This is a genomic window from Dietzia sp. JS16-p6b (assembly GCF_003052165.1).
Classification (GTDB): domain Bacteria; phylum Actinomycetota; class Actinomycetes; order Mycobacteriales; family Mycobacteriaceae; genus Dietzia.
Window position 1 is genome coordinate 279,615 of record NZ_CP024869.1, and the last position, 19,375, is coordinate 298,989.

The 19,375-nt window shown below is 71.8% G+C and carries 21 protein-coding genes; 11 read left to right on the top strand and 10 right to left on the bottom strand.

Annotation, left to right across the window (positions count from 1 at the left end):
• Window positions 1-137: 137 nt before the first annotated feature.
• Entirely contained in the window at window positions 138-857 is a 720-nt protein-coding gene (locus CT688_RS01270; protein WP_107755439.1) for a hypothetical protein, read from the top strand.
• Window positions 858-968: 111 nt separating this feature from the next.
• Here CT688_RS01270 and CT688_RS01275 read toward each other — a convergent pair whose 3' ends face one another.
• From CT688_RS01275 to CT688_RS01285, 3 genes are all read right to left on the bottom strand, one after another.
• Window positions 969-1,736: an SDR family NAD(P)-dependent oxidoreductase gene (locus CT688_RS01275; protein WP_107755440.1), complete on the bottom strand. Its 768-nt coding sequence runs from the start codon at window positions 1,734-1,736 to the stop codon at window positions 969-971.
• A 77-nt stretch (window positions 1,737-1,813) separates the two neighbouring features.
• On the bottom strand, window positions 1,814-3,787 hold the full coding sequence (locus CT688_RS01280; RefSeq protein ID WP_234414838.1) for a neutral/alkaline non-lysosomal ceramidase N-terminal domain-containing protein: 1,974 nt from the start codon (window positions 3,785-3,787) through the stop codon (window positions 1,814-1,816).
• Window positions 3,788-4,024: 237 nt separating this feature from the next.
• Complete coding sequence (locus tag CT688_RS01285; RefSeq protein ID WP_031265000.1) at window positions 4,025-4,627, bottom strand: superoxide dismutase; 603 nt, start codon at window positions 4,625-4,627, stop codon at window positions 4,025-4,027.
• 160 nt (window positions 4,628-4,787) lie between these two features.
• Between CT688_RS01285 and CT688_RS01290 the strand changes: the two genes are divergently transcribed.
• The gene (locus tag CT688_RS01290) at window positions 4,788-5,276 is read left to right on the top strand and encodes an NUDIX domain-containing protein (RefSeq protein WP_231750450.1); all 489 of its coding nucleotides are present in this window, start codon (window positions 4,788-4,790) and stop codon (window positions 5,274-5,276) included.
• Here the strand turns inward: CT688_RS01290 and CT688_RS01295 are convergent.
• Complete coding sequence (locus CT688_RS01295) at window positions 5,238-5,411, bottom strand: hypothetical protein (RefSeq protein ID WP_156607051.1); 174 nt, start codon at window positions 5,409-5,411, stop codon at window positions 5,238-5,240. The genes CT688_RS01290 and CT688_RS01295 overlap by 39 nt on opposite strands.
• A gap of 104 nt (window positions 5,412-5,515) precedes the next feature.
• Here CT688_RS01295 and msrA point away from each other — a divergent pair, with 104 nt between their 5' ends.
• Window positions 5,516-6,193, top strand: coding sequence for a peptide-methionine (S)-S-oxide reductase MsrA (gene msrA, locus CT688_RS01300; RefSeq protein ID WP_107755443.1), 678 nt, complete (start codon window positions 5,516-5,518; stop codon window positions 6,191-6,193).
• 139 nt (window positions 6,194-6,332) lie between these two features.
• Here the strand turns inward: msrA and CT688_RS01305 are convergent, their stop codons facing one another.
• Window positions 6,333-6,536 (bottom strand): cold-shock protein, encoded by a 204-nt coding sequence (locus CT688_RS01305; RefSeq protein ID WP_017837502.1) that lies wholly within the window; start codon window positions 6,534-6,536, stop codon window positions 6,333-6,335.
• Between the two features lie 270 nt (window positions 6,537-6,806).
• Between CT688_RS01305 and CT688_RS01310 the strand changes: the two genes are divergently transcribed.
• The 5 genes from CT688_RS01310 to CT688_RS01330 all read left to right on the top strand — a co-directional run bounded on the left by CT688_RS01310 (window position 6,807) and on the right by CT688_RS01330 (window position 12,392).
• Window positions 6,807-8,639, top strand: coding sequence for a pyruvate kinase (locus CT688_RS01310; RefSeq protein WP_107757923.1), 1,833 nt, complete (start codon window positions 6,807-6,809; stop codon window positions 8,637-8,639).
• Window positions 8,640-8,713: 74 nt separating this feature from the next.
• Window positions 8,714-9,556, top strand: a complete 843-nt coding sequence (locus CT688_RS01315) for a DUF4328 domain-containing protein (protein WP_231750451.1) — start codon at window positions 8,714-8,716, stop codon at window positions 9,554-9,556.
• 3 nt (window positions 9,557-9,559) lie between these two features.
• Window positions 9,560-10,372: a glycerophosphodiester phosphodiesterase family protein gene (locus tag CT688_RS01320; RefSeq protein WP_107755445.1), complete on the top strand. Its 813-nt coding sequence runs from the start codon at window positions 9,560-9,562 to the stop codon at window positions 10,370-10,372.
• Between the two features lie 42 nt (window positions 10,373-10,414).
• The gene (locus CT688_RS01325) at window positions 10,415-11,323 is read left to right on the top strand and encodes a DUF5926 family protein (RefSeq protein WP_107757924.1); all 909 of its coding nucleotides are present in this window, start codon (window positions 10,415-10,417) and stop codon (window positions 11,321-11,323) included.
• Window positions 11,324-11,447: 124 nt separating this feature from the next.
• Window positions 11,448-12,392, top strand: a complete 945-nt coding sequence (locus CT688_RS01330; protein WP_107755446.1) for a hypothetical protein — start codon at window positions 11,448-11,450, stop codon at window positions 12,390-12,392.
• 56 nt (window positions 12,393-12,448) lie between these two features.
• Here the strand turns inward: CT688_RS01330 and CT688_RS01335 are convergent, their stop codons facing one another.
• The 3 genes from CT688_RS01335 to CT688_RS01345 all read right to left on the bottom strand — a co-directional run bounded on the left by CT688_RS01335 (window position 12,449) and on the right by CT688_RS01345 (window position 15,663).
• The gene (locus tag CT688_RS01335) at window positions 12,449-13,390 is read right to left on the bottom strand and encodes an LCP family protein (RefSeq protein ID WP_107755447.1); all 942 of its coding nucleotides are present in this window, start codon (window positions 13,388-13,390) and stop codon (window positions 12,449-12,451) included.
• A gap of 672 nt (window positions 13,391-14,062) precedes the next feature.
• Window positions 14,063-14,791 carry a CPBP family intramembrane glutamic endopeptidase gene (locus tag CT688_RS01340; protein ID WP_107757925.1) on the bottom strand — a complete coding sequence of 243 codons (729 nt, stop codon included), beginning with the start codon at window positions 14,789-14,791 and terminating at the stop codon, window positions 14,063-14,065.
• A 182-nt stretch (window positions 14,792-14,973) separates the two neighbouring features.
• Complete coding sequence (locus CT688_RS01345; protein ID WP_107755448.1) at window positions 14,974-15,663, bottom strand: hypothetical protein; 690 nt, start codon at window positions 15,661-15,663, stop codon at window positions 14,974-14,976.
• Window positions 15,664-15,705: 42 nt separating this feature from the next.
• Between CT688_RS01345 and CT688_RS01350 the strand changes: the two genes are divergently transcribed.
• The 3 genes from CT688_RS01350 to CT688_RS01360 are packed head-to-tail and all read left to right on the top strand — an operon-like array spanning window position 15,706 to window position 17,872.
• Window positions 15,706-16,245, top strand: a complete 540-nt coding sequence (locus CT688_RS01350; protein ID WP_107757926.1) for a hypothetical protein — start codon at window positions 15,706-15,708, stop codon at window positions 16,243-16,245.
• 20 nt (window positions 16,246-16,265) lie between these two features.
• Window positions 16,266-17,243 carry a prephenate dehydratase gene (gene pheA / locus CT688_RS01355; RefSeq protein WP_107755449.1) on the top strand — a complete coding sequence of 326 codons (978 nt, stop codon included), beginning with the start codon at window positions 16,266-16,268 and terminating at the stop codon, window positions 17,241-17,243.
• Complete coding sequence (locus CT688_RS01360; protein ID WP_107755450.1) at window positions 17,240-17,872, top strand: histidine phosphatase family protein; 633 nt, start codon at window positions 17,240-17,242, stop codon at window positions 17,870-17,872. Before pheA ends, CT688_RS01360 begins: the two co-directional genes overlap by 4 nt.
• Window positions 17,873-17,912: 40 nt before the next feature.
• Here CT688_RS01360 and CT688_RS01365 read toward each other — a convergent pair whose 3' ends face one another.
• Entirely contained in the window at window positions 17,913-18,263 is a 351-nt protein-coding gene (locus tag CT688_RS01365) for a metallopeptidase family protein (RefSeq protein WP_107755451.1), read from the bottom strand.
• Window positions 18,260-19,312 carry a septum formation family protein gene (locus tag CT688_RS01370; RefSeq protein ID WP_107757927.1) on the bottom strand — a complete coding sequence of 351 codons (1,053 nt, stop codon included), beginning with the start codon at window positions 19,310-19,312 and terminating at the stop codon, window positions 18,260-18,262. Before CT688_RS01370 ends, CT688_RS01365 begins: the two co-directional genes overlap by 4 nt.
• Window positions 19,313-19,375: the final 63 nt, after the last annotated feature.

Genomic DNA, 19,375 nt, shown 5'->3' on the forward strand with positions numbered 1-19,375 from the left:
GTCGGGGATAGGGTGAGAAAGAAGGGACGAAGTTAACGACGCTTCTCGGCGTCGCCGACCGTTCCCGTAAGCCCGCCCTCACGGGGTGTCCCGTCGCGAACCCACGCGGATGCCGCGCCATACAAGGAGACGAACCCATGACGTTCTCGATCCGTAGGGCCGCTGCCGTCGCAGCCGCCTCCGCACTCGCCCTTTCCGCGGCCACAGGTGTCGCCGCCGCCCAGGAGGGCACCGGGAGTCTGTCCGCCGACAGCCTCGGGGCCGACAGCCTGGGCGCCCTCGGCAGCGAGGGCATCACCGATTCGGTGGGCGAGGGGTCGCTGCCGCAGGACCTCGGCTCCCTCATCCTCGAGGCCAACGCCACCGGGGAGGGTTCTATCGACACCTCGGGCTCGGCGATCTTCGGTGAGCCGTCCACCGGTTCGCTGGCACCCCTCGCCGGCTCGGTCATCGACGCGGCCGGGTCCATCACCCTCTCGAACCCGGCCCCCGGGACCGGTTCCGTCGACGTGAGTGGATCCCTCCTGGACGAGTCGCTGCTGGGTTCGGTCGAGCCGGCGGCCGCGCTGGCCGTCGGCTCCCTCGGGCTCGGCGACGGTGCCACCCTGGTGCTCGGATCCGACGCCGGCTCCCTGCCGGGCGCGGGCTCGCTCGGTCCGCTGGTGCTCGTGGGCGGGTCGGCGGCCCTGGGCGCGGGCATCTACTTCGCCCCGCAGATCCACCAGGCGCTGACCGACGCCGGGATCGCGCTCCCGCCGCTGCCCCCGCTGCCCTGGGCCCCGGCGGCGCCCGAGCAGGCCGCCCCGGCACCCGCTCCCCAGGCTCCGGGCCCGGATACCCCGAACGGTCGCGGCTGACGGATCGGCTCCGACGCGCGACGTCCACAGAACGGCGCTGAGGCCCGCTTCCTGACCAGGGGGCGGGCCTCAGTCGTCGATTCCACGGTCAGATCACCGCGGAGCCCCGGATCAGCGCGGCGCCATGCGCAGCGCGCCGTCCATGCGGAAGCTCTCGCCGTTGAGGTAGTCCTGCTCGACGATCGCGTTCGCCAGCTGGGCGTAGTCCGACGGGCGCCCGAGACGCGAGGGGAACGGGATCGAGGCCTCGAGGGTCTTCTGGAACTCCTCGGTCAGGCCCCGCAGCATCGGGGTCTCGATCGTGCCCGGGGCGATGGTGTTGACGCGGATACCGAACTGGGCGAGGTCGCGGGCCGCACAGATGCCCATCGAGTACACGCCGCCCTTGGACGCGGCGTAGGCGATCTGGCCCACCTGGCCCTCGTAAGCGGCCACGGAGGCGGTGTTGATGATCACGCCGCGCTGGCCGTCGGAGTCGACCGTGTCCTGGGTGGACATCGCCTCGGCGGCGAGACGCAGCACGTTGAACGTGCCGACCAGGTTCACCGAGATGCAGGTCTGGAACAGGTCCAGGGGGTGCACGCCCTTCTTGGACACGATGCGGGCGGCCGGGGCGATGCCCGCGCAGTTGACCACCACGCGCAGAGGGGCGGCCTCGGTGGCCTTGGCGATGGCGGCCTTGACGTCGTCCTCGCTGGTGACATCGGCGGCGAGGAGCGTGATCCCCTCATCGATGCCCTGCTCGACGGCCTTGTCGATGGACTGCTGCAGGTCGAGGCCGAAGACGATCGCCCCCTTCTCGGCGAACGAACGAGCGGTGGCGTTGCCCAGACCGGAGGCGGCGCCGGTGACGATGACGGAAGCACCCTTGATGTCCACGGGCGATGTCCTTTCTCTCTAGGAGGCGAGCACTAGGAGGTGCAAGCACTTACCGGCCCAGTGTTCCAGAACCGTGTTCAGCGCACGTCGAAGGCCGGGCTCTCCCCCCGCACGGGGAACAGTCGACCGTCGAGGCCGCGGCCCGAGGCGGTGTACACCACCCGGTACTCACCGGCCGGGGTGCCCGGCGGGATGTCCCAGGTGATGAGGGCGTTGGTCACCGTGAACAGCCCCTCGAACACGATCATGGTGGACCAGTCGCCGTCGTCGTGGACCCGGATCCACCGACCGCCGTCCCGGCGCTCCACGGCGAGGTAGGTCTCACCCCGTCGAAGGTCGGAGTTGGGGTTCGTACCGCAGAACCGCACCGTGACCCGCTGACCCGTCCGATAGTCGGGCAGGGGAGGGTCCAGCACGTCCCCGAAGTTCCGCAGCGGCGCCGGGGTGTCGACGAGCGGGTTGCCCAGCGGGGAGACGGGGATCTGTCCGGTGAGGTCCCGCTCGGGGGTTCCCGGGTCCAGCGGCGCCCCGGCCCGCATCGACCGAGCGAGGTCGGCGGCGATCTGCTGGATGGCGGGCAGTGTCCACGGTCCGAAGGCGGTGGCGCCGCCCTCGTAGTTCTGGGCCGAGTACTCCTCCGGGGTCGTGACGTAGTGCCCGTAGGCGTTGGAGTACCCCTGCACGGTGACGTGGTCCTCGGGGACGGCGAGCTCGGCGGCCAGTGTCCGACGCAGGCGTAGGCCAGCCACGACGGTCGGCTCGAAACCCAGGCTGAACAGGTAGTGCCCACCCAGTCGGACGAGGTGGAACGGATAGACGCGCTGGATGGCGTGCGGCACCAGGACCACGGGCAGGAGTATGTCCTTCGCGCCGTGCGCCTCTCGTAACCAGGCGGGGATCACGACCTCGGAGATGGCTCTGACCGCGGGGTTCCCACCCCGGTCCCCTTCGGTGAAGGGCAGTTCCTCGGCGCCCCCTCCGTCCTCCTGGCTGCCCGCGGCGAACGCCGCGCCGAGCGCTGCGACGGCGGTTCGGTGGGTGCGGCCGTCGCCGGTGAACTCCGGCCGCACCTCGACCATCGACATGTCGACCCAGCGGTGACGGACGTCGATGCCACCCCCGAGCGGGCGGACGTCCCGGCCCACCTGGTCGCGTGCGGCGGCGAACTGTCGTTCGCCGTTGATACGGGTGTTGAGCCACTCGTCCGGAGTCGGCCCCCGCCCGGGCTGGAGGTCGAGGTTGGGACTCACGTCGCCGGGGTTCGTCTGGGCGAACGCGGTCACCAGGGCCGGGGTTCCGCCGGCCAGATAGTCCTGGCCCGCGGCCTCGCGCTCCCAGAACCAGGCTGCGTATCCCTTGTTGTCCGACGAGGAGAGCCTGTTGGACGTGGTCATGGAGGTCGCGTGCGAGGCGAACCAGTTGATCACCCCGACCAGGTTCCCGCCCCGGGTGACCTGCAGGGACTGCGACCGGGGGTCGATTCCGGTGGGGAAGTGGGCACGCTCCTCGGCGGGGTCCCGGTCGAACGACCCGCGGGAGCGGTTGACGCCGGCGTCGTGCAAGTGGCCCGTCGTGACCCCGACGTCCGACGGCGCGAGGTCGTGATGCGCCATGCGGACCGCGTCGACGATCCCGGCGCAGTTGGCGTCGAAGGTGACGGGCCGGAAGCCGAGCATCGAGAGGTCGACCATGGGGTGACCGGACGTCCCGCCGGGGGCGGAATGGGTGTGCGTGGCCGTGATGACCACATTTCCCTCGTGGTAGGCGTCGCCGAACTCGGCGGCGAGGCGTCGGAGGACCTCCTGCTGGATGGACTGGAAGACCAGCCCGATCTCGGCGGTGACGTGGAGGAACCTGGGTGACGACGGGGAGTCGGCGAAGACGAACGCCCGGGCCCGCTGACGCAGGTGAAGCCCCACGGAGTGCTGCTCGGTGTCGGCGTAGCCGTTCATCCCCGCCCCCAGGGACTCCCCGGTCATGTCGCCGATGCCCCGGCCCACGTACATCCGGGTGGACTGCGCGGAGGCGACCGCGGGGAGGACGGAGCGCAAGGCGGTGACCCCCCGAGGGCTGCCGCCGCGCCGAGGACGGTGCGGCGCCCGACGCCGTGGCGCGTGGTGACGTGGTGTGACATCGACATCGGGCTCCCGGGTCCGCGGTGCAGGTGACGTCGGTCACCTCTGGTGCAGTCAGGCTACCCAACTGGACACTTGACCGGAAACCCGGTCGGGATGAACGGGAACGGGCCCCCGCGCCCTGCGCGGAGGCCCGTCACTCGGGTCGTGTGGTCAGCTCTTGGCGGCGGCGTAGCGCTCCGCGACGTCCGCCCAGTTCACGACGTTCCACCAGGCCTTGACGTAGTCCGGCTTGACGTTCTTGTACTGGAGGTAGAAGGCGTGCTCCCACATGTCCAGCATGAGCAGCGGGGTCATGTTGATCGAGATGTTGCCCTGCTGGTCGGTCAGCTGCTGGATGATCAGGCGCTGGCCGATGTGGTCCCATCCCAGGACCGCCCAGCCGGAACCCTGCAGGGTGGTGGCGGCGGCGTTGAAGTGGGCCTGGAACTTGTCGAAGGACCCGAACTCGGCGTCGATGGCGGAGGCCAGCTCGCCCTCGGGCTTGTCGCCACCGTCGGGCGACATGTTCTGCCAGAACACCGAGTGGTTGGTGTGGCCGCCGAGATGGAAGGCGAGATTCTTGCTGAGCAGCGGGGCCTTGGTGGAGATGGTGCCGTCCTCGCGCGCCGCGGCCAACTGCTCGAGCGCGTCGTTGGCGCCCTTGACGTAGGTGGCGTGGTGCTTGGAGTGGTGGAGCTCCATGATCTCGGCGGAGATGTGCGGCTCCAGCGCGCCGTAGTCATAGGCGAGGTCGGGAAGAACGTACTCGGCCATAGCGGTGAGTCCTCTCAGTTGGGTGACGGGCCGCGCCTGGGTCCGGCCCATGGTGCCCGTCACGACGTCCGGTTCCCACCATAGTGATCGCGCACCGGTGGTGTCGCCCACCAGCGGAGCTGTCGGGCGATCGCCCGCCCTGCCTGCCATGATCGAGGGCGTGGATCATCAAGATTCGACCTCTCTCCGCGTCATCTCCGTCTCCGCGGTGGTGGTGAGGCGTCCGGACGGGTCGGTGGTGACCGTGCGCAAGAAGGGCACGGACCGATTCATGCTCCCCGGGGGGAAGTGGGAGCCGGGTGAGGCCCCGCTGGACTGCGCGGTCCGCGAGCTCGACGAGGAACTGGGCGTGCCTCTCGCTCCGGAACGGCTGACCCCGCTCGGACGCTTCGACACCGCGGCGGCGAACGAGCCCGGGTTCAGATTGGTCTCCGAGGTGTTCACCGTGGAGACCGACCTGCCTGTGGAGCCCCGGGCGGAGATCGCCGAGGCGCGCTGGCTGACGCCGACGGAGCTGCGGACCGTGGCGGTTCTCCGAGAGGATGAGTGTGCACCATGGGCCCCGCTCCTGGTCAGGGTGGTGCGTGAAGGGTTGTGGTGGGGCCGCGGCTCAGAGAGCGACGATCGCGACGAGCGCGAGGAGCAGTAGCGCGGCGGTCACCACCGTCACGGCGATGTTCCGGTGACTGACGTGGTCACTGGACCCCGACCCCTCGAAGGGCTGGGAGGAACCACGGTCGAGGATGTCGCGCAGCTGCTGTGCGGCGGGCTTTGAAGCGGTCACGTCGAGCTCCCCACTGGTCGATCCTCCGCCCACCCTAGCGCGGACTATGGTATTCGTCACATCACGTCCGGATCACATCTCTCCCCCGGGGTTACCCTGGCTGCATGGGCTGGTTACAGGACGCGATACGACACTCGACGATGCGGACCGCGACCGAGGTGATCGACGCCGACTCGGCACTGCCGGGCAGGCCCGACCCGGTCGCGGTGGCGCCGACCAACATCGTCACCGGCAACCCGATGGTGCCCCCGTTCCCCGACGGGCACGAGTCGATCGTGCTGGGGATGGGGTGCTTCTGGGGGGCGGAGAAGATCCTCTGGCAGCTCGACGGGGTGTGGACCACCGCGGTCGGGTACGCGGGCGGATGGACGCCCAATCCCACCTACGAGGAGACCTGCACGGGCGCGACGGGGCACACCGAGGCGGTTCTCGTGGTGTTCGATCCCGAGGTCCTGCCCGTCGAGCGGCTCCTCGCCACGTTCTTCGAATGGCACGACCCCACCCAGGGCATGAGGCAGGGCAACGACCGGGGAACGCAGTACCGATCCGCCGTGTTCACCACCACGACCGCTCAGCTGGACACGGCCCGGCGTGTGGCGGCCGCCTATCAGAAGGAACTCGACGCCGCGGGGTACGGCCCTCTGACCACCGAATTCGGGTTGCTCAGTGAAGTTCGGTCCGGCGAGTTCGCCTACGCCGAGGACTACCACCAGCAGTACCTGATCAAGAACCCCGGTGGATACGACTGCCACGTCCGCAGCGGAGTGGCCTGCCCGATCTGAGGCCGCCCGTTCTCTGAGACTGTGAGGCCGCCGGTGCTCAGAGGCATGCGGAAGGGGACATGCGGAAGGGCCCTGCCCGGGAGCGATCCCGGGCAGGGCCCTTCTCGTCGATGCGGCGTCAGATCGCTCTGACGTCAGCTCACATCGGGGTGATGTTCTCCGCCTGCAGGCCCTTGGCGCCCTGCGCGACGTCGAAGGAGACCTGCTGGTTCTCCTCGAGCGAGCGGTAGCCCGAGCCGTTGATGGCGGAGAAGTGCGCGAAGACGTCGGCGGAGCCGTCGTCGGGGGCGATGAAGCCGAAGCCCTTGTCGGCGTTGAACCACTTCACGGTACCGGTAGCCATAGTGGCGTCCTTTCGAGAGTCGGTACCCCGCTTGTCGGGATACCAGATGATGCAGCAGAGAGCGTGCTGTGTGTTTCCCTGCGGTGCCGCATCGTTCTCTCTCAAGAACGGTGGATCTACAGAAATACAACGTACGTTTTCAACTACTGCGCAGAACCCTACAGCCTGAGAGGCGGTCCGTCACCCCCACGGGGTGTCCGGCAGGTGAATTCGCCGTTCCACCTCGGTTCCGGCCCGCTCGGTCGACCCGCCGGGGACGACACTGGGTGGGTGTACTCCGATCTGACGAGTGAACTCGACTCCATCCTGGGCGATCTCGCACCCGGCCGCGCGACGAGGGCGCGGGACGTGGAGCGTGTGCACCCGACCCACCGCCGGGGCGCTGAGAACCTCGTCGACTACGCGAGCCTGCGCCGACACGACCTCCGGGATCTGCAGGACCGACTGCTCGACGTGGGCGTCTCCCCTCTGGTCGGTTGTGAGGACGACGTGGAGGCGGCTCTCCGGGCCGCGCGGGCCGCGTTGGCCGCGCTCGAGGGGCAGGACCCGTCGCGGTTCGCGGATCGCAAGACCACCGCTCAGGCCCGCTCCGCCGGGGACGCGGCGCTGGCTGCGCATGCAAAGGCCCTGCTGGGTGCGCCGCGCCCCGGGAGGTCGGGTCGGGTGATGGTGACGTTGCCGGCGTCGGCCGCCGATGATCCCGGACTCGTCGTGAGCCTGGCCGAACGGGGAATGGGGTTGGCCCGGATCAACTGCGCTCACGACGACCCGACGCGGTGGGAGGCGATGATCGCCGGGGTCCGCGCCGCCGAGCGCGCCGTGGGCAGGAGGATCCCGATCTCCATGGACCTGGCCGGCCCGAAGGTGCGGACCGGGCCGGTGGCCCTGGGTGCACCGGTGGGCAGGGCGCGGGTCACCCGGGAACCGGGAGGCGGGGTGGTCGAGCCCGCGCGCCTGTGGATCACCCGCGACGGCATCGATCCGGCGCCGCCCCCGACCCGCGGCCGCCCCCCGCTGTGCGTCCGGGTGGACCCGCGGTGGCTCGCGGGCCGGAGGCCCGGGGACGTGATCGAGGTCCCCGATGCACGGCGGCTGCGCCGACGCTTCACCGTGGTGTCCGTGGATGACGGTGGAGTCCTCGCGGAGGGTGATCGCAACGCGTGGGTGCGCGACGGCACGCTGATCGACTGCGACTTCGAGCGCACCAGGGTCCGCGGCATCCCTGCGGTGCCCCAGCGGATTCGCGTCCACTCCGGGGACCGGATCCTGCTCACCGTGGACATGGAACCGGTGGATCCACCGCGGTCCGGTGCGGAGATCCGACTGGGATGTGCGCTTCCCGCGGTCGTGGAGGCGCTGGCGGTGGGTGACCGCGTCCTGTTCGACGACGGGGTGATCTCCGCAGAGGTCGTCGAGACCGCCACGCCGGGTGCCACGGACGCCCCCTGGGCCAGGCTGGAGGTGGTGCGCTGCCGGGAGGGTGGCCGCTGGCTGGGGTCGGAGAAGGGGATCAATGTCCCGGGACTGGAGATGGACACCCCCGCGCTGACCGAGGAGGACCGACAGAGTCTCGACTTCGCGTCCCGACACGCCGATCTCGTGGCGCTGTCGTTCGTGCGGACCAGAAGGGACGTCGCCGACGCGGTCGAGGCCCTGGAATCCGCGGCCTCGGAGTCGGGGCGGGAGCTGGGACTGCTCCTCAAGATCGAGACCCGGCAGGCGTACCGGGCGCTACCGGACCTGCTGCTGGAGGCGATGCGTCACGAGCGGATCGGTGTGATGATCGCCCGCGGTGACCTCGCCGTCGAGATGGGTTTCGAGTCGCTCTCGGAGATTCCGCGCAACATCACGCTGATGTGCCAGGCGGCCCGCGTCCCGGTCGTCCTGGCGACGCAGGTGCTGGAGTCGTTGGCGAAGACCGGGATCCCGTCGCGCGCGGAGATCTCCGACGCCGGGTCCGCGCAGAGGTCCGAGTGCGTGATGCTCAACAAGGGGCCCTATGTGGCCGAGGCGATCGAGACCCTCGACGTGATCCACTCCCGGATGGGCCGGATCCAGCGGAAGGCGCTGCCACTGATGCGCCACGTCGACAGCTGGGACTGACCGCCGCCGCCCCGCCACGGCTACGCCCCGGCGGTGTCACCGCGAGCCGCGCGGGCTGTGCCAGCATGGTCGCCATGACCTCACCGCGGCGGACCGGCCAGTGGCGATGGGTCGCGCACCCGCCGTGGCGCCCGCCCGTTCCGGGGGCGAGGCCACCGGCGCCCCGGCACCGCTCCGGGCCGGCGTGGGGGGATCGGACGCCCACCTACCCGGCCACGCCGAGGTGGGGCCTGCCACCGGTCGCCATCCCGCGTCGGCTCGAGTCCCCACGACCCCCGGCGCGCCCACGGATCGCCGCGGCCGCCCCCGGGGTCGTCGGAGTGGCGGGGACGTGGTTCGCCGCGACCGCCGTGGTCCACGCCCTCCGGTACGCGGTGCTGGCCTGGTACTCCGAGCGCCTCACCCCGTGGTGGGTGGAGGCCACGACGACCGCGGTCGTGTGGGTGGCGGGCGTGGTGGCCGTCGTCGTCGGTATGGCGGCGGCCGTCGCGGCGACCGCGTGGCTCGTCGACACCCGTCGCCGGGTGTTCTCGCCCGCCCCGGACCCGCGGAGACGGGCGGGCCTGTGGGTGGGGTGCCTGGTCCCCGTCGTCAACTGGTTCCGGATACCGGTGTACCTGGCCGAACTGCGGGTGGCGTCCCGCCGCGCTCCCACCCGGGCCGGGCTCATCCGCTGGTGGGTGGCGCTGGGCGTGAACGGACTGGCGGTCGCACTCGCGCTGTGGCGGGGCACGGGGCAGGGCCCGCAGGCCGCGGCGGACACGGTGCTCCTCACCGCGCTCGCGGCGGCGGCCGCGGTGTGGGCCGCGAGGGAGACCCGAACCGTCATGCGGAGTTTCGACGAGCCTCCCCCACGGTTCACCCACCGGCTTCTCCCGCGGGGGATCGTGAACGCGTCCCCGGCTCGAGAGGAGTGAGACGTGACGGTCCCCGCGACCACACATCCGAGGTCCACGGTGTCCACCGGGAGCAGGGTCGTCGCCCACCGGGGGGCGTCGGCCGAGTATCCGGAACTCACGCTCATCGCCTATGAGAAAGCCCTCGAACAGGGCGCGACGGCGCTCGAGGTGGATGTACGGCTCACCGCGGACGGAGTCCCCGTGCTCCTCCACGACCCGCGGACCACACGCGTGGCGGACCGCGACCTGTGGGTCCACTCCACCACCCTCGACGAGTTGTCGACCCTCGACCTCGGCTCCTGGCACCCGGTGCACCGCAGGTCCGAGCCGCTTCTCACCCTGCGCAGTCTCCTCGTCATGGCCGAGGCGTACCCGCACGTGAAGTTGTTCCTGGAGACCAAGCACCCCGTGCCCACCGGTGGTCGGGTCGAGGTCGCGCTCCGGGACGAGCTGAGGTACTTCGGGCTGGATCGCCCCGCCTCGCACGCCGAATCCCGGGCGCTCATGATGAGCTTCTCCGTGATGGCGGTACGACGGTTCCGGCAGTTGGCCCCGCAGGTTCCGACGGTGCAGCTGCGCGAGCGGGGCAACGTCCTCAAGTCGTGGCCGGCCGAGGGGTTCGGCGCCCAGTTGATGGGCCCCAGCATCGGGGCGCTCCGTGCGCGACCCTGGCTGGTCGACTACTGGAGGTCGCGGGGGATGGGCACCTACTGCTGGACCGTCGACGACCCGGCCGACATGCTCCTGTGTCGCGACCTCGGCGTGGAGTGGGTGGCGACCAACGTCCCGTCACGTGCCCGAGCCGTCCTGGACGGGCCCGCCCGCAGTTCCTGACCCGCCGGACGGGCCGCGCTGACGCACCGTATCGTTGTGCCCGTGGGTAGACGTCAGCGCCATAAAGAGCCCAAGTCCGGCGGCAACCGCCAGGCCAAGATCGCCGCTCGCGCGGCCGAGCGTGAGGAACTGAGCACCCAGCCCAGGCCTTTCGCGGGGTTCGCGGGGGAGTGCGACATGGTCGCCATGCGCGAGTTCGTTCCGTCGGCGACCGCGCGGCTGACCACCAGTAGCCAGAAGCGCGAGATCACCCTGGCGACCGTCCTGCCCGGTGCCATCGCCGGACTGGTGCGTGACGAGGAGCTGGGCGGCGAGGCCATGGTGGGTCTGCAGGTCCAGGTCCACGGGCCCGATCCGGCGGCCGACCTGGCGTACGCGGTGGACTGGGCCTCTCGCGCAGGGGGCGGTGAGACGCTGAACACCTCCCATCCGGACGAGTCCACCCCGGCGTTGGAGGACGTCGTGGTGAAGGACGCGCCGCTGGAGATCGTGGTGCACGGAGACTTCTCGTGGTGGCTCGCCGAGGGAGCTCAGGTCCGTCCCGAGATCGCGCAGGCGATCAAGAACGCCGACGAGGTGATGATGCCCTCGGCCCGGGTCGCGGCGGACGGCATCGAGGCCGCCTGGTGGGTCGACGCGGGCGAGAAGGCCCACATCCGGTGGGTGCGGCCGGAGGACGAGGACGCGCTGTTCGAGGCCCTCGCGCGCGTGCACTCCGCGGGCGGCCTCCACCTGGGCGAGGGGTCGCGTTTCGCGGGGTCCTTCCGCACCCACGGGGTGCTCGTGCCGGTGTTCGACCTGGACCCGGAGATGCACCACCAGGAGTGGGCGCCGGGACTTCTCGAACTCGACGCGCGACTGGCTGAGGCGTTGGCGAAGGACGGCCCGCTCAGCTCCGACGAGCGCGCCTCGCGGGACGGTCTCCGGGCACGCCAGGTCACCCTGCGCTGACCGGGCGCCGATCCCAGACCGGCACGGACCCCCGGTCGGGCCCGGGGGCCTCTAGTATCCCCTCGGGCGACCGGCAGCCGGCGGGTCGCCGGGCCGGACGTGTGGCTGGAGGGGGTGTGGCCGGGTGGCCGACCGACCGGGGCGGGACGATGACGAGGCGGCGCCCACCGAGGTGACCGTGCCGCCGTGGTTGCGGACCGGGCCGGTCCGGGACCGGTCCGACGCCGAGTCGGTCCCGGAACCGGCTGCCGAGTCGGTCCCGGATCCGTCGCCGAAGAGGGGCGACGGTCGTGGTGCCGCAGACCCGGCGCGGATCGACCCCGGCGGGAAGGAGCCCTCGCGGGAGGTCTCCCCCAACCGGATCAGGCTGGGTGGGCAGGGGAGACCCGAGGCGCCCGACGGCGATACGCGCGGGCGTCGTGCCCGGGACCTGTCCTCGCTGCGCCTCGGTGCGGTGGGCCGGTCCGCGTCCGAGAGGCCGGTGCCCGAACCGCCGGCTCTCGACAGGTCTGTGGGAGAGCGGTCCGTGCGAGATCGGTCGGCGATCGCGGGCCCGGATCCCTCCGCGTCTCCGGCCCGTGCCGGGCGTGCGCGCCGCGCGGCGCTGTTCGCGGCAGCCGGGGTGGCCGTGCTGTCCGGGTCCGCCGTGCTCGGGTTCGTCCTCACCCGCGGGATACTCTCCCCAGGGGAAGACCCGGTCGCCTGCTCCCCGGTGTCCGAACCCGGCCACGTGGTGGGCGCCGGCCCCGGGTCGCTGGACACGCCGTTGGAGACGGTGCTGGCCTTCGACCACGCGTATTACGTCGAGCGCTCGGCCGAGAAGGCGTTCGAGGCGGTCTCGCCGTCGAGCCGGATGACCCTCGATCAGTTGCGTGCCGACGGGGTGGACCGGGTGCCCGAGGGCACCACCCACTGCGTGGACGCCCGGGAGTTGTCACCCACGCTCCTCGAGGTGACGCTCACCGAGTCCCGGCCCGATTCCGAGCCCGTGGTGATGAGACAGCGGGTACGGGTGGCGGAGAACCCTCGCGGGACGTGGGGGATCGTCTCGATCACACCCGCCGGATGACGGACCCGCACCCGGGCGACTCGCCCGCACCCGGGAGAGCGGCCCGGGCGACCGGGTCAGGGGCCGGCGTCGAGATACTCCTGGGGTGGGGTACGCCCCGAGGCGACCGCGTCGAAGAACCCCGTGGTGTTCGGGCCCCACACGAGATACGACCCCACGGAACCCGAGTCCATGCCGTCGTAGGGGGCGGTCACGGTGAGGGGATCGCCCCTGAGCTTCCACATCACCCAGGCGAGGTTCCAGATGTGGTCCCCGGAGTCCACGGTGATGGCCTCCGAGGCGGAGTCGATGAGTGACACCGCGGTGAACGGGTTGAGCAGGTTCCCCGGGGACATGGTCTCGCTCATCAGCGCGCCGAGGAACTGCCGCTGGTTGCGGACCCTCTGGAGGTCCTGTTCCGCGAACCCGTAGCGGGTGCGGACGAAGCCCAGGGCCTGAGGACCCGCGAGGGTCTGACACCCGGCGGCCAGATCGAGTCCGGCGAGCGGGTCGTTGATCGGCTCCTCGATGCAGATGTCCACGCCTCCGACGGCGTCGACGATCCCGGCGAAACCGCCGAACCCGATCTCCGCGTAGTGGTCGATGCGCATGCCGGTCTGTTCCTCGAGCGTCCGGGTGAGCAGAGGCGGGCCGCCGAAGGTGTAGGCGGCGTTGAGCTTGTTCTGACCGTAGTCCGGGATGTCGACCAGAAGATCGCGCGGGAGTGAGATGAGCATGGTCCGCCCGCCGTCCCGCGGCGTGTAGACCAGCATCATCGTGTCGGTACGTTTGCCGCCGGCATCGGATTCCGACCCGGTGGACAGTTGGGCCTGCTGCTCCGGGGTGAGGCCTTCGCGCGAGTCCGTCCCGACCAGCAGCGTGATACTGCCCGGGGTGTTCCCGCCCCGGCCGGGGTAGTCCGGCAGGGCGTCGATCCGCTGGAGCTTGGAGTCCGCCCACAGGACGCTCACCACGCCCAGCGTCAGGATCAGGACGAGCACCAGGCCCAGGATCCGCATCGGCCCGAGGCGGCGTCTACCGGGTGCCCGGCCCGGCCGGCGCGCATCCGCCGGCCCGTACCCTGCCCGCGGGGGCCGGTGAGCGGAGCGGGCGCCGCGGGGGTCGACCGGCTGCCGGCGGGGGTCACGCCCGCCCGACCGCGGCCGGGCCGCACGCGGGTCGCGGTTCGGGTCGCGACGGGGATCGCCGCCCGCGCCGGCCCGGCCGGCGTACCTCGCCCGCTCCTCTCTGGGGAGGGGCTCGGGTGTCTGGCGGGGTTGGTAGCCGCCAGGGGCGGCGCCCCGATCGCGGCCGGGTTCGGCCGGGCGTCGCGGCTGGCGACCGGCCGCACCACGCGGGTCCGGTGTGCCACGGGGGTCGTACCGGGGATCGCGACCGGCCGCACGGCGCGGATCCCGAGCCGGCTCACGACCGGGCTCACGGCGTGGCTCCCGACCGGCCTCCCGGCGCGGCGCGGACCCGCGTGGCGCACCGGGGTCGGCGTAACCGCGGCGCTCGCGCGCGCGTCGCCGGAGCTCGGCGGCCTCCTCGGGGGTGAGGTGCCGGCGCCTGGAGTCGTCGGTCATGGGATCGGACTCTACTTGGCGGCCCGCCCTGTCGGCGTCGCGCACCGCGCCGCCGGAGGGGCGGTGGGGTCGCGGGAGCGGACGACAGGGACGGCGGGCGGGGTGTCAGAGCCAGGCGACGTGCGGGGCGAGCACCGCGTAACCCACGAACGCGACGACGTCCAGGAGTGTGTGCGCCAGGATGAGCGGCCACAGCCGTCGGGTCCGCATCCACCACAGGGCGAACACGATCCCCATCGCGAGGTTGCCCAGCCCCCCGCCGAAGCCCTGATAGAGGTGGTAGGACCCCCTCAACAGCGCGGTGCCCACGAGTGCGACGGCGGGCGGGATCCCGAGTTGGCGCAGGCGCACGAGCAGATAACCCACAACGAGGATCTCCTCGGCGGCACCGTTGCCCGCGGCCGACAGGACCAGCACGATCGGGCGCCACCACGTCTCCGTGAGTCCGGACCCCGCCACCTGCAGGTTGATCCCCGCCGCCACAGCGCCCAGGTAGAACGCGAGCCCGGGGATGCCGATCACGGCGGCCAGGGCGATCCCCCACGCGATCTGCCGGCCGGCGCGGTCCCGGACGAGCCCGACCGCCCGGGGGCCGAGCCCGGAGTGCGCGAGCAGGACCAGCGGCAGCACCGACCACGCCAGTAACCGCAGTACCGCGAGGAGCTGGTACGCCACATCGAGCCACGCGTGCTCCGAGCGCGAGGGGTTGAGGGTGGCGGTCTGTCCCGCCAGGGGTTCCGGGGCGAGCAGCGCCGACGCGAGATCGAGGACCGAATACAGGCCGGCCAGGCCGAAGGTCACCAGGAGGACGACGACGAGTTCGACCACCAACAGCCGGCGGGTGCGGGGGTCGGTGACCGGGTCGTACCTCGAGGCGTAGCACCGGAACGCCTCCCGCGGCGAGAGCGCCCGCCGCGCGCGACCCGCCGCCCGTCGCGCACGGCCTGTCGGCCGCGGCCCGCGGCCTGTCCCTGGGTGATCCCGGCCCGCCGCGGGGACGCGGCCCTCCCCCTCGTTCACCCGGGCAACCGGATGTCGCCGACGATCCGGTCCATCCAGCGGGGGCCGGGGGTCGACTGCTGGGCGGTGGTCACGTACGCGACCCACCACCGCCGTCCCTCGGAACCGAACACGGCGGCGTAGACCAACCCCCCGGCGGTGGCGTCCTCGGGGTCGTGGGGCGCCAGGACGTACGAGACGGCGACCCCGGTACCGGCCTCGTTGCGGACATCGGTGACGCGCAGTTCGTCGCGGGTCCCCGTGACCCCCATCAGGTAGAGCTGGATGGTCTCCGCCAGCGCGGTGGCGGCACCCTGGTCGTCGGCGATCGCTGCCGCGGCGATACCGGGCTCGAGCACACCCGCGATGATCCGGGTGTCGAGCGCGTTCCCCGAGCCCACCGGGACCATCTGCACGGAGCCGATCTCCGGTCGGCCGACGATCTGCCAGCCGATCGGGACGGCGATGTCGAGACCGGACTCCTCGTCCAGGTGATGGGCGCCGTGCAGAGTCGAGTCCCGGGGCAGCACCGAGGCGGGATCCGTCGCGACCGCCGTGATGAGAAGGGCGACCAGCATCGCCAGCGCCACGTGGATCGTGCGCGGGCCACGCTTCTCCTCCGGCGTGAGGTGAGAGGCGTCGGGCGCATCGGGGGAATCGTCCGGGGCGGGAGCCTGATCGGATGCGGGGGAGTCGTCGGAACCCATCGTCAGGAGAGACTAGCAACGCGGCGGTGTAGACCTGTGGTCATGACGGTCTCACTCGAACTGCTCAGTCGCGGCCCCTCCCGTCCCGATCTCCTGGAGGACCTCGTGGTGACCGCGTCGGGGCTCGCGGGGGCACTGTCCCGGTGGTCGGTCGCGGACCCGGTCGAGGTGCCGGCGGATCCGGACCTCGGCCTTCCACACCTCGATGCCGTCGCCGCGGTGCTGGCGGCCGACACGGCGGCGGTGATCGAGGTCGCGACAGGTCTGCGTGGGCCGGGGCCCGCCGCCGACCGGTTGGTCGATCTGCTCGCATTGGCCGCCCATTCCGGCGTCGGATTCGGCTCGGGCCTGATCCCGCGGTGCACGGATGCCGGTGAGGTGTGGGCCCTGCTCGCGGGCGCGGTCGCGGCGATGACCGGGGGAGACGTCCGGGCCGCACTCGCCGACCCCGACCCGGCCGCTCTCGTCGGCCTGCCGCGGGCCGCACGGGAGGCGGTCCGGGACGTCGTGACGTGCGCCGTGGTGCCCGAGGGGTCCGTCGACGAGGTCTCCGCAGACCTCGCGTCGGTTCGTCGGGCCTGACGCTGGCTAGTCTTGTCGTCGTGGTCACCGTCGCCTACCTGGGCCCGCCCGGAACCTTCACCGATGCCGCCCTGCACCGCCTGCGCGCGGACGCGCACACCTCGGCGCTGCTCGCCGGCGCCCGGGCCGTCCCGGCCGGCACGCCGGACGAGGCGCTGGCCATGGTGCGGGACGGTGCGGCCGACTACGCCTGCGTGCCGTTCGAGAACTCGGTCGACGGCACCGTCAACCCCACCGGTGACGCGCTCGCCGCGGGGCGGCGGTTGCAGATCCTCGCCGAGACGGAGCTCGACGTGGTGTTCTCCATCCTCGTCCGGCCCGGCACGGTCGCCGAGGACGTCCGGGTCCTGCGGACCCACCCGATCGCCGCAGCGCAGGTACGCCGCTGGGTCGGCGTGAACCTCCCCCGGGCCCACATCGAGACCACCTCGTCCACCGCCGCCGGCGCCGAGCAGGTGGCGGCGGGGGACGCCGACGCCACGGCCGCGCCCGCCCGAGCGGGCGAGATCAACGGACTGGTCCCACTCGCGGAGAACGTGGCCGACGTGGGCGGGGCCCGCACCCGGTTCGTCCTGGTGGGGCGGCCCGCACCACCGCTCGGGCGCACGGGCCACGATCGGACCTGCGTGGTCTTCGGACTGCCGCACGAGCCCAACGCGCTCGTCCAGGCCTTGACGGAGCTGTCGATCCGCGGCATCGACCTCACCCGGATCGGCTCGCGACCGACCCGCGTCGAGCGGTTCACCTACCTCTTCCACGTGGACCTCGTCGGGCACATCGACGATCCCGTGGTGGCCGAGGCGCTGGCGGCACTGCACCACCGGACCGCCGACCTGCGCTTCCTCGGATCGTGGCCGGTGGCGGACGGGGTCGGAGCCGGTGCCGCGCCCCCGGATCGATCCGAGGCGATCCACTGGATCGACGGTCTCCGGCACGGGGTCGACGAACCAGGGGCCGGCGGACGAGGCACTCATCGGCAGGAGGGCCTCGACCCGTGAGCGCGCGACTACATCTGGTCCGGCACGGTCAGACCCCGTCGAACGTCGCCGGCGCCCTGGACACGGCGCTTCCCGGCGCCCCCCTCACCGACCTCGGGCGGGACCAGGCACGGACGGTCGGGGCGGAGTTCGCCGCGTCGGACATCGCACCGAGGGTGATCCTCAGCTCCGAGGCGGCGCGTGCCCGCGAGACCGCCGGACTGATAGCCGAGGCGACGGGTCTGCCCACGCAGGCCGTGCCGGGAATGTACGAGGTACAGGCCGGGCAGTTCGAGATGCGGACCGGGAGCGAGGCGCTGCTGGCGTACAACCGGCTCGTGCGCGACTGGCTGGAGGACGGCGTCCTCACCTCGAGCCTGCCGGGGGGCGAGAGCGCGTTGGCCGTGCAGGAGCGCGCGATGCCGGTGGTGTCCGAGCTGCGGGAGAGTCACCTGGACAACGGGACCGACGTGGTCCTGGTGGTCCACGGCACCCTCATGCGGATGATCGCCGTGTTCGCCGGCGCCGTCCCCTCACAGTGGGCGTTGGTCAACCGGATCCCCAACTGCGGGGTCATCGAATTGGCGCCGGACGGCGGCGGGTGGTCCTGCGAGCGGTGGGGCGATCACCTGGGCCGCCCGCCGTTCTGACGGACGCGCGGGCGGTGGGTGACCCGACGGGGGAGCCCGGTCAGCCCCAGCCCAGGGCGTGGAGAGTGTGCTCCTCGATCCCGAAGTGGTGGGCGATCTCGTGGATGACCGTCACCGCCACCTCGTGGACCAACTGCTCCTCGGTGGAGCAGAAGTCGCACAGCGCGCCCCGGTAGATCGTGATGGTGTCGGGGAGGAAACCCGAGTAGGTGGTGTCGCGCTCGGTCAGCGCCACCCCCTCGTACAGTCCCAGGAGCCCCGGCTCGTCCGGGTGGCGGTCGGCGATGAGCACCACCACGTTGTCCATCGCGGAGAACAGCGCGTCCGGTACGGAATCGAGCGCGTCGTCGACCAGCGCCTCGAAGCGGGACTCGGTCACGACGATGCTCACGGCGTGCCCCCGGGGATCGGGACGGACACGGTCCCCGGATCGGCGTCTGTCGGAGTCCCGGGAGTCCCCTGACCGACGCCGGGTGGTGGCACCTCGGTGGTGGTGGGGGGCACCGGGGTGGAACCGTCGATCAGGACCCCCTGCCGGGCGGAGCCGCGCAGCACCGCGAACGGCCCGGGATCGGCGGCCCGCATCAACCCGCAGTTGACGGTGCGGCTCCCCGTGGCCCACGAGATCTGCGAGATCGGATTGACCAGCGTGGAGATGAGGGTGGTCTGGCGCAGGGCCTCCCCGTCGCCGAGGTATGCGACCCCGGCCGCGAGGCAGGCGTCCGCGGTGAGCTCGGACTGCACCCTCGGCTCGGGCGGGTTCGGTTCCTCCGGGAAGAGGCCCGAGACGTCGACATCGGAGACCACTTCGATGGAGTGGTCCTCCGAACACGGCACGGGCGCACCGGGCAAACCCTCGTCGGTGAATCCGAGGCAGGTGCCCGGGTCCCACCGCCGGTGCTGGTCCGCCTCCGCGAACACCCCTGTCGAGGTGGTCGAGCGCCCGTCGAGCTCAGCGGCGGCGACCCCGCACAACACCGAGTGGTCGCCCTTGTCCCACCCCTCCTCGGACGGCGGCACGACCAACCCGGTGAACCGGCCCGCCGGGTCGACCTCCCGGCCGCCCGCGTAGCGGGTGATCATCGGTAGACACCGATCGCTGCCGATCGGGGCCAGCCTCGTGGTGTCCGGCAACGGGGTGTTCTCACCGAACCCGGGTACCCCGGAGAGGTCGATCCGGCCGGCGACCTCGAAGCGGTGGGGCTCCTCGCAGTCGACGGTGGTGAACGCCGTGACGCGGTCGGAGGCGTCGACCTGCCATGTCAGGCACGTTCCCGGGGCCGCGTCGGCGTAGGCGGGCCCGGACAGGGTCCTCGGGTCGACCTGCGGGACGATCGCCGCGATCCGTTCCGCCGTCGCGGAGTTGGGATCCCCCATCGCCGAGGCCATGAGGCCACCGGTGATCGCCCCACCGGACAGGATCGCGACGAGTGAGGCCATGACCGCACCCCGGGTCCGGAGCAGTGGCCGGCCCGGGTGTGGTGATCGCGAGGAAGTGATCAT

Coding starts and splice junctions, on each gene's coding strand:
- CT688_RS01350 (WP_107757926.1), top strand. CDS start 15,706: ATGACGGTCTCACTCGAACTGCTCAGTCGCGGCCCCTCCCGTCCCGAT.
- msrA (WP_107755443.1), top strand. CDS start 5,516: ATGGGCTGGTTACAGGACGCGATACGACACTCGACGATGCGGACCGCG.
- CT688_RS01285 (WP_031265000.1), bottom strand. CDS start 4,627: ATGGCCGAGTACGTTCTTCCCGACCTCGCCTATGACTACGGCGCGCTG.
- CT688_RS01315 (WP_231750451.1), top strand. CDS start 8,714: ATGACCTCACCGCGGCGGACCGGCCAGTGGCGATGGGTCGCGCACCCG.
- CT688_RS01345 (WP_107755448.1), bottom strand. CDS start 15,663: ATGGGTTCCGACGACTCCCCCGCATCCGATCAGGCTCCCGCCCCGGAC.
- CT688_RS01270 (WP_107755439.1), top strand. CDS start 138: ATGACGTTCTCGATCCGTAGGGCCGCTGCCGTCGCAGCCGCCTCCGCA.
- CT688_RS01305 (WP_017837502.1), bottom strand. CDS start 6,536: ATGGCTACCGGTACCGTGAAGTGGTTCAACGCCGACAAGGGCTTCGGC.
- CT688_RS01370 (WP_107757927.1), bottom strand. CDS start 19,312: ATGGCCTCACTCGTCGCGATCCTGTCCGGTGGGGCGATCACCGGTGGC.
- CT688_RS01335 (WP_107755447.1), bottom strand. CDS start 13,390: ATGCGGATCCTGGGCCTGGTGCTCGTCCTGATCCTGACGCTGGGCGTG.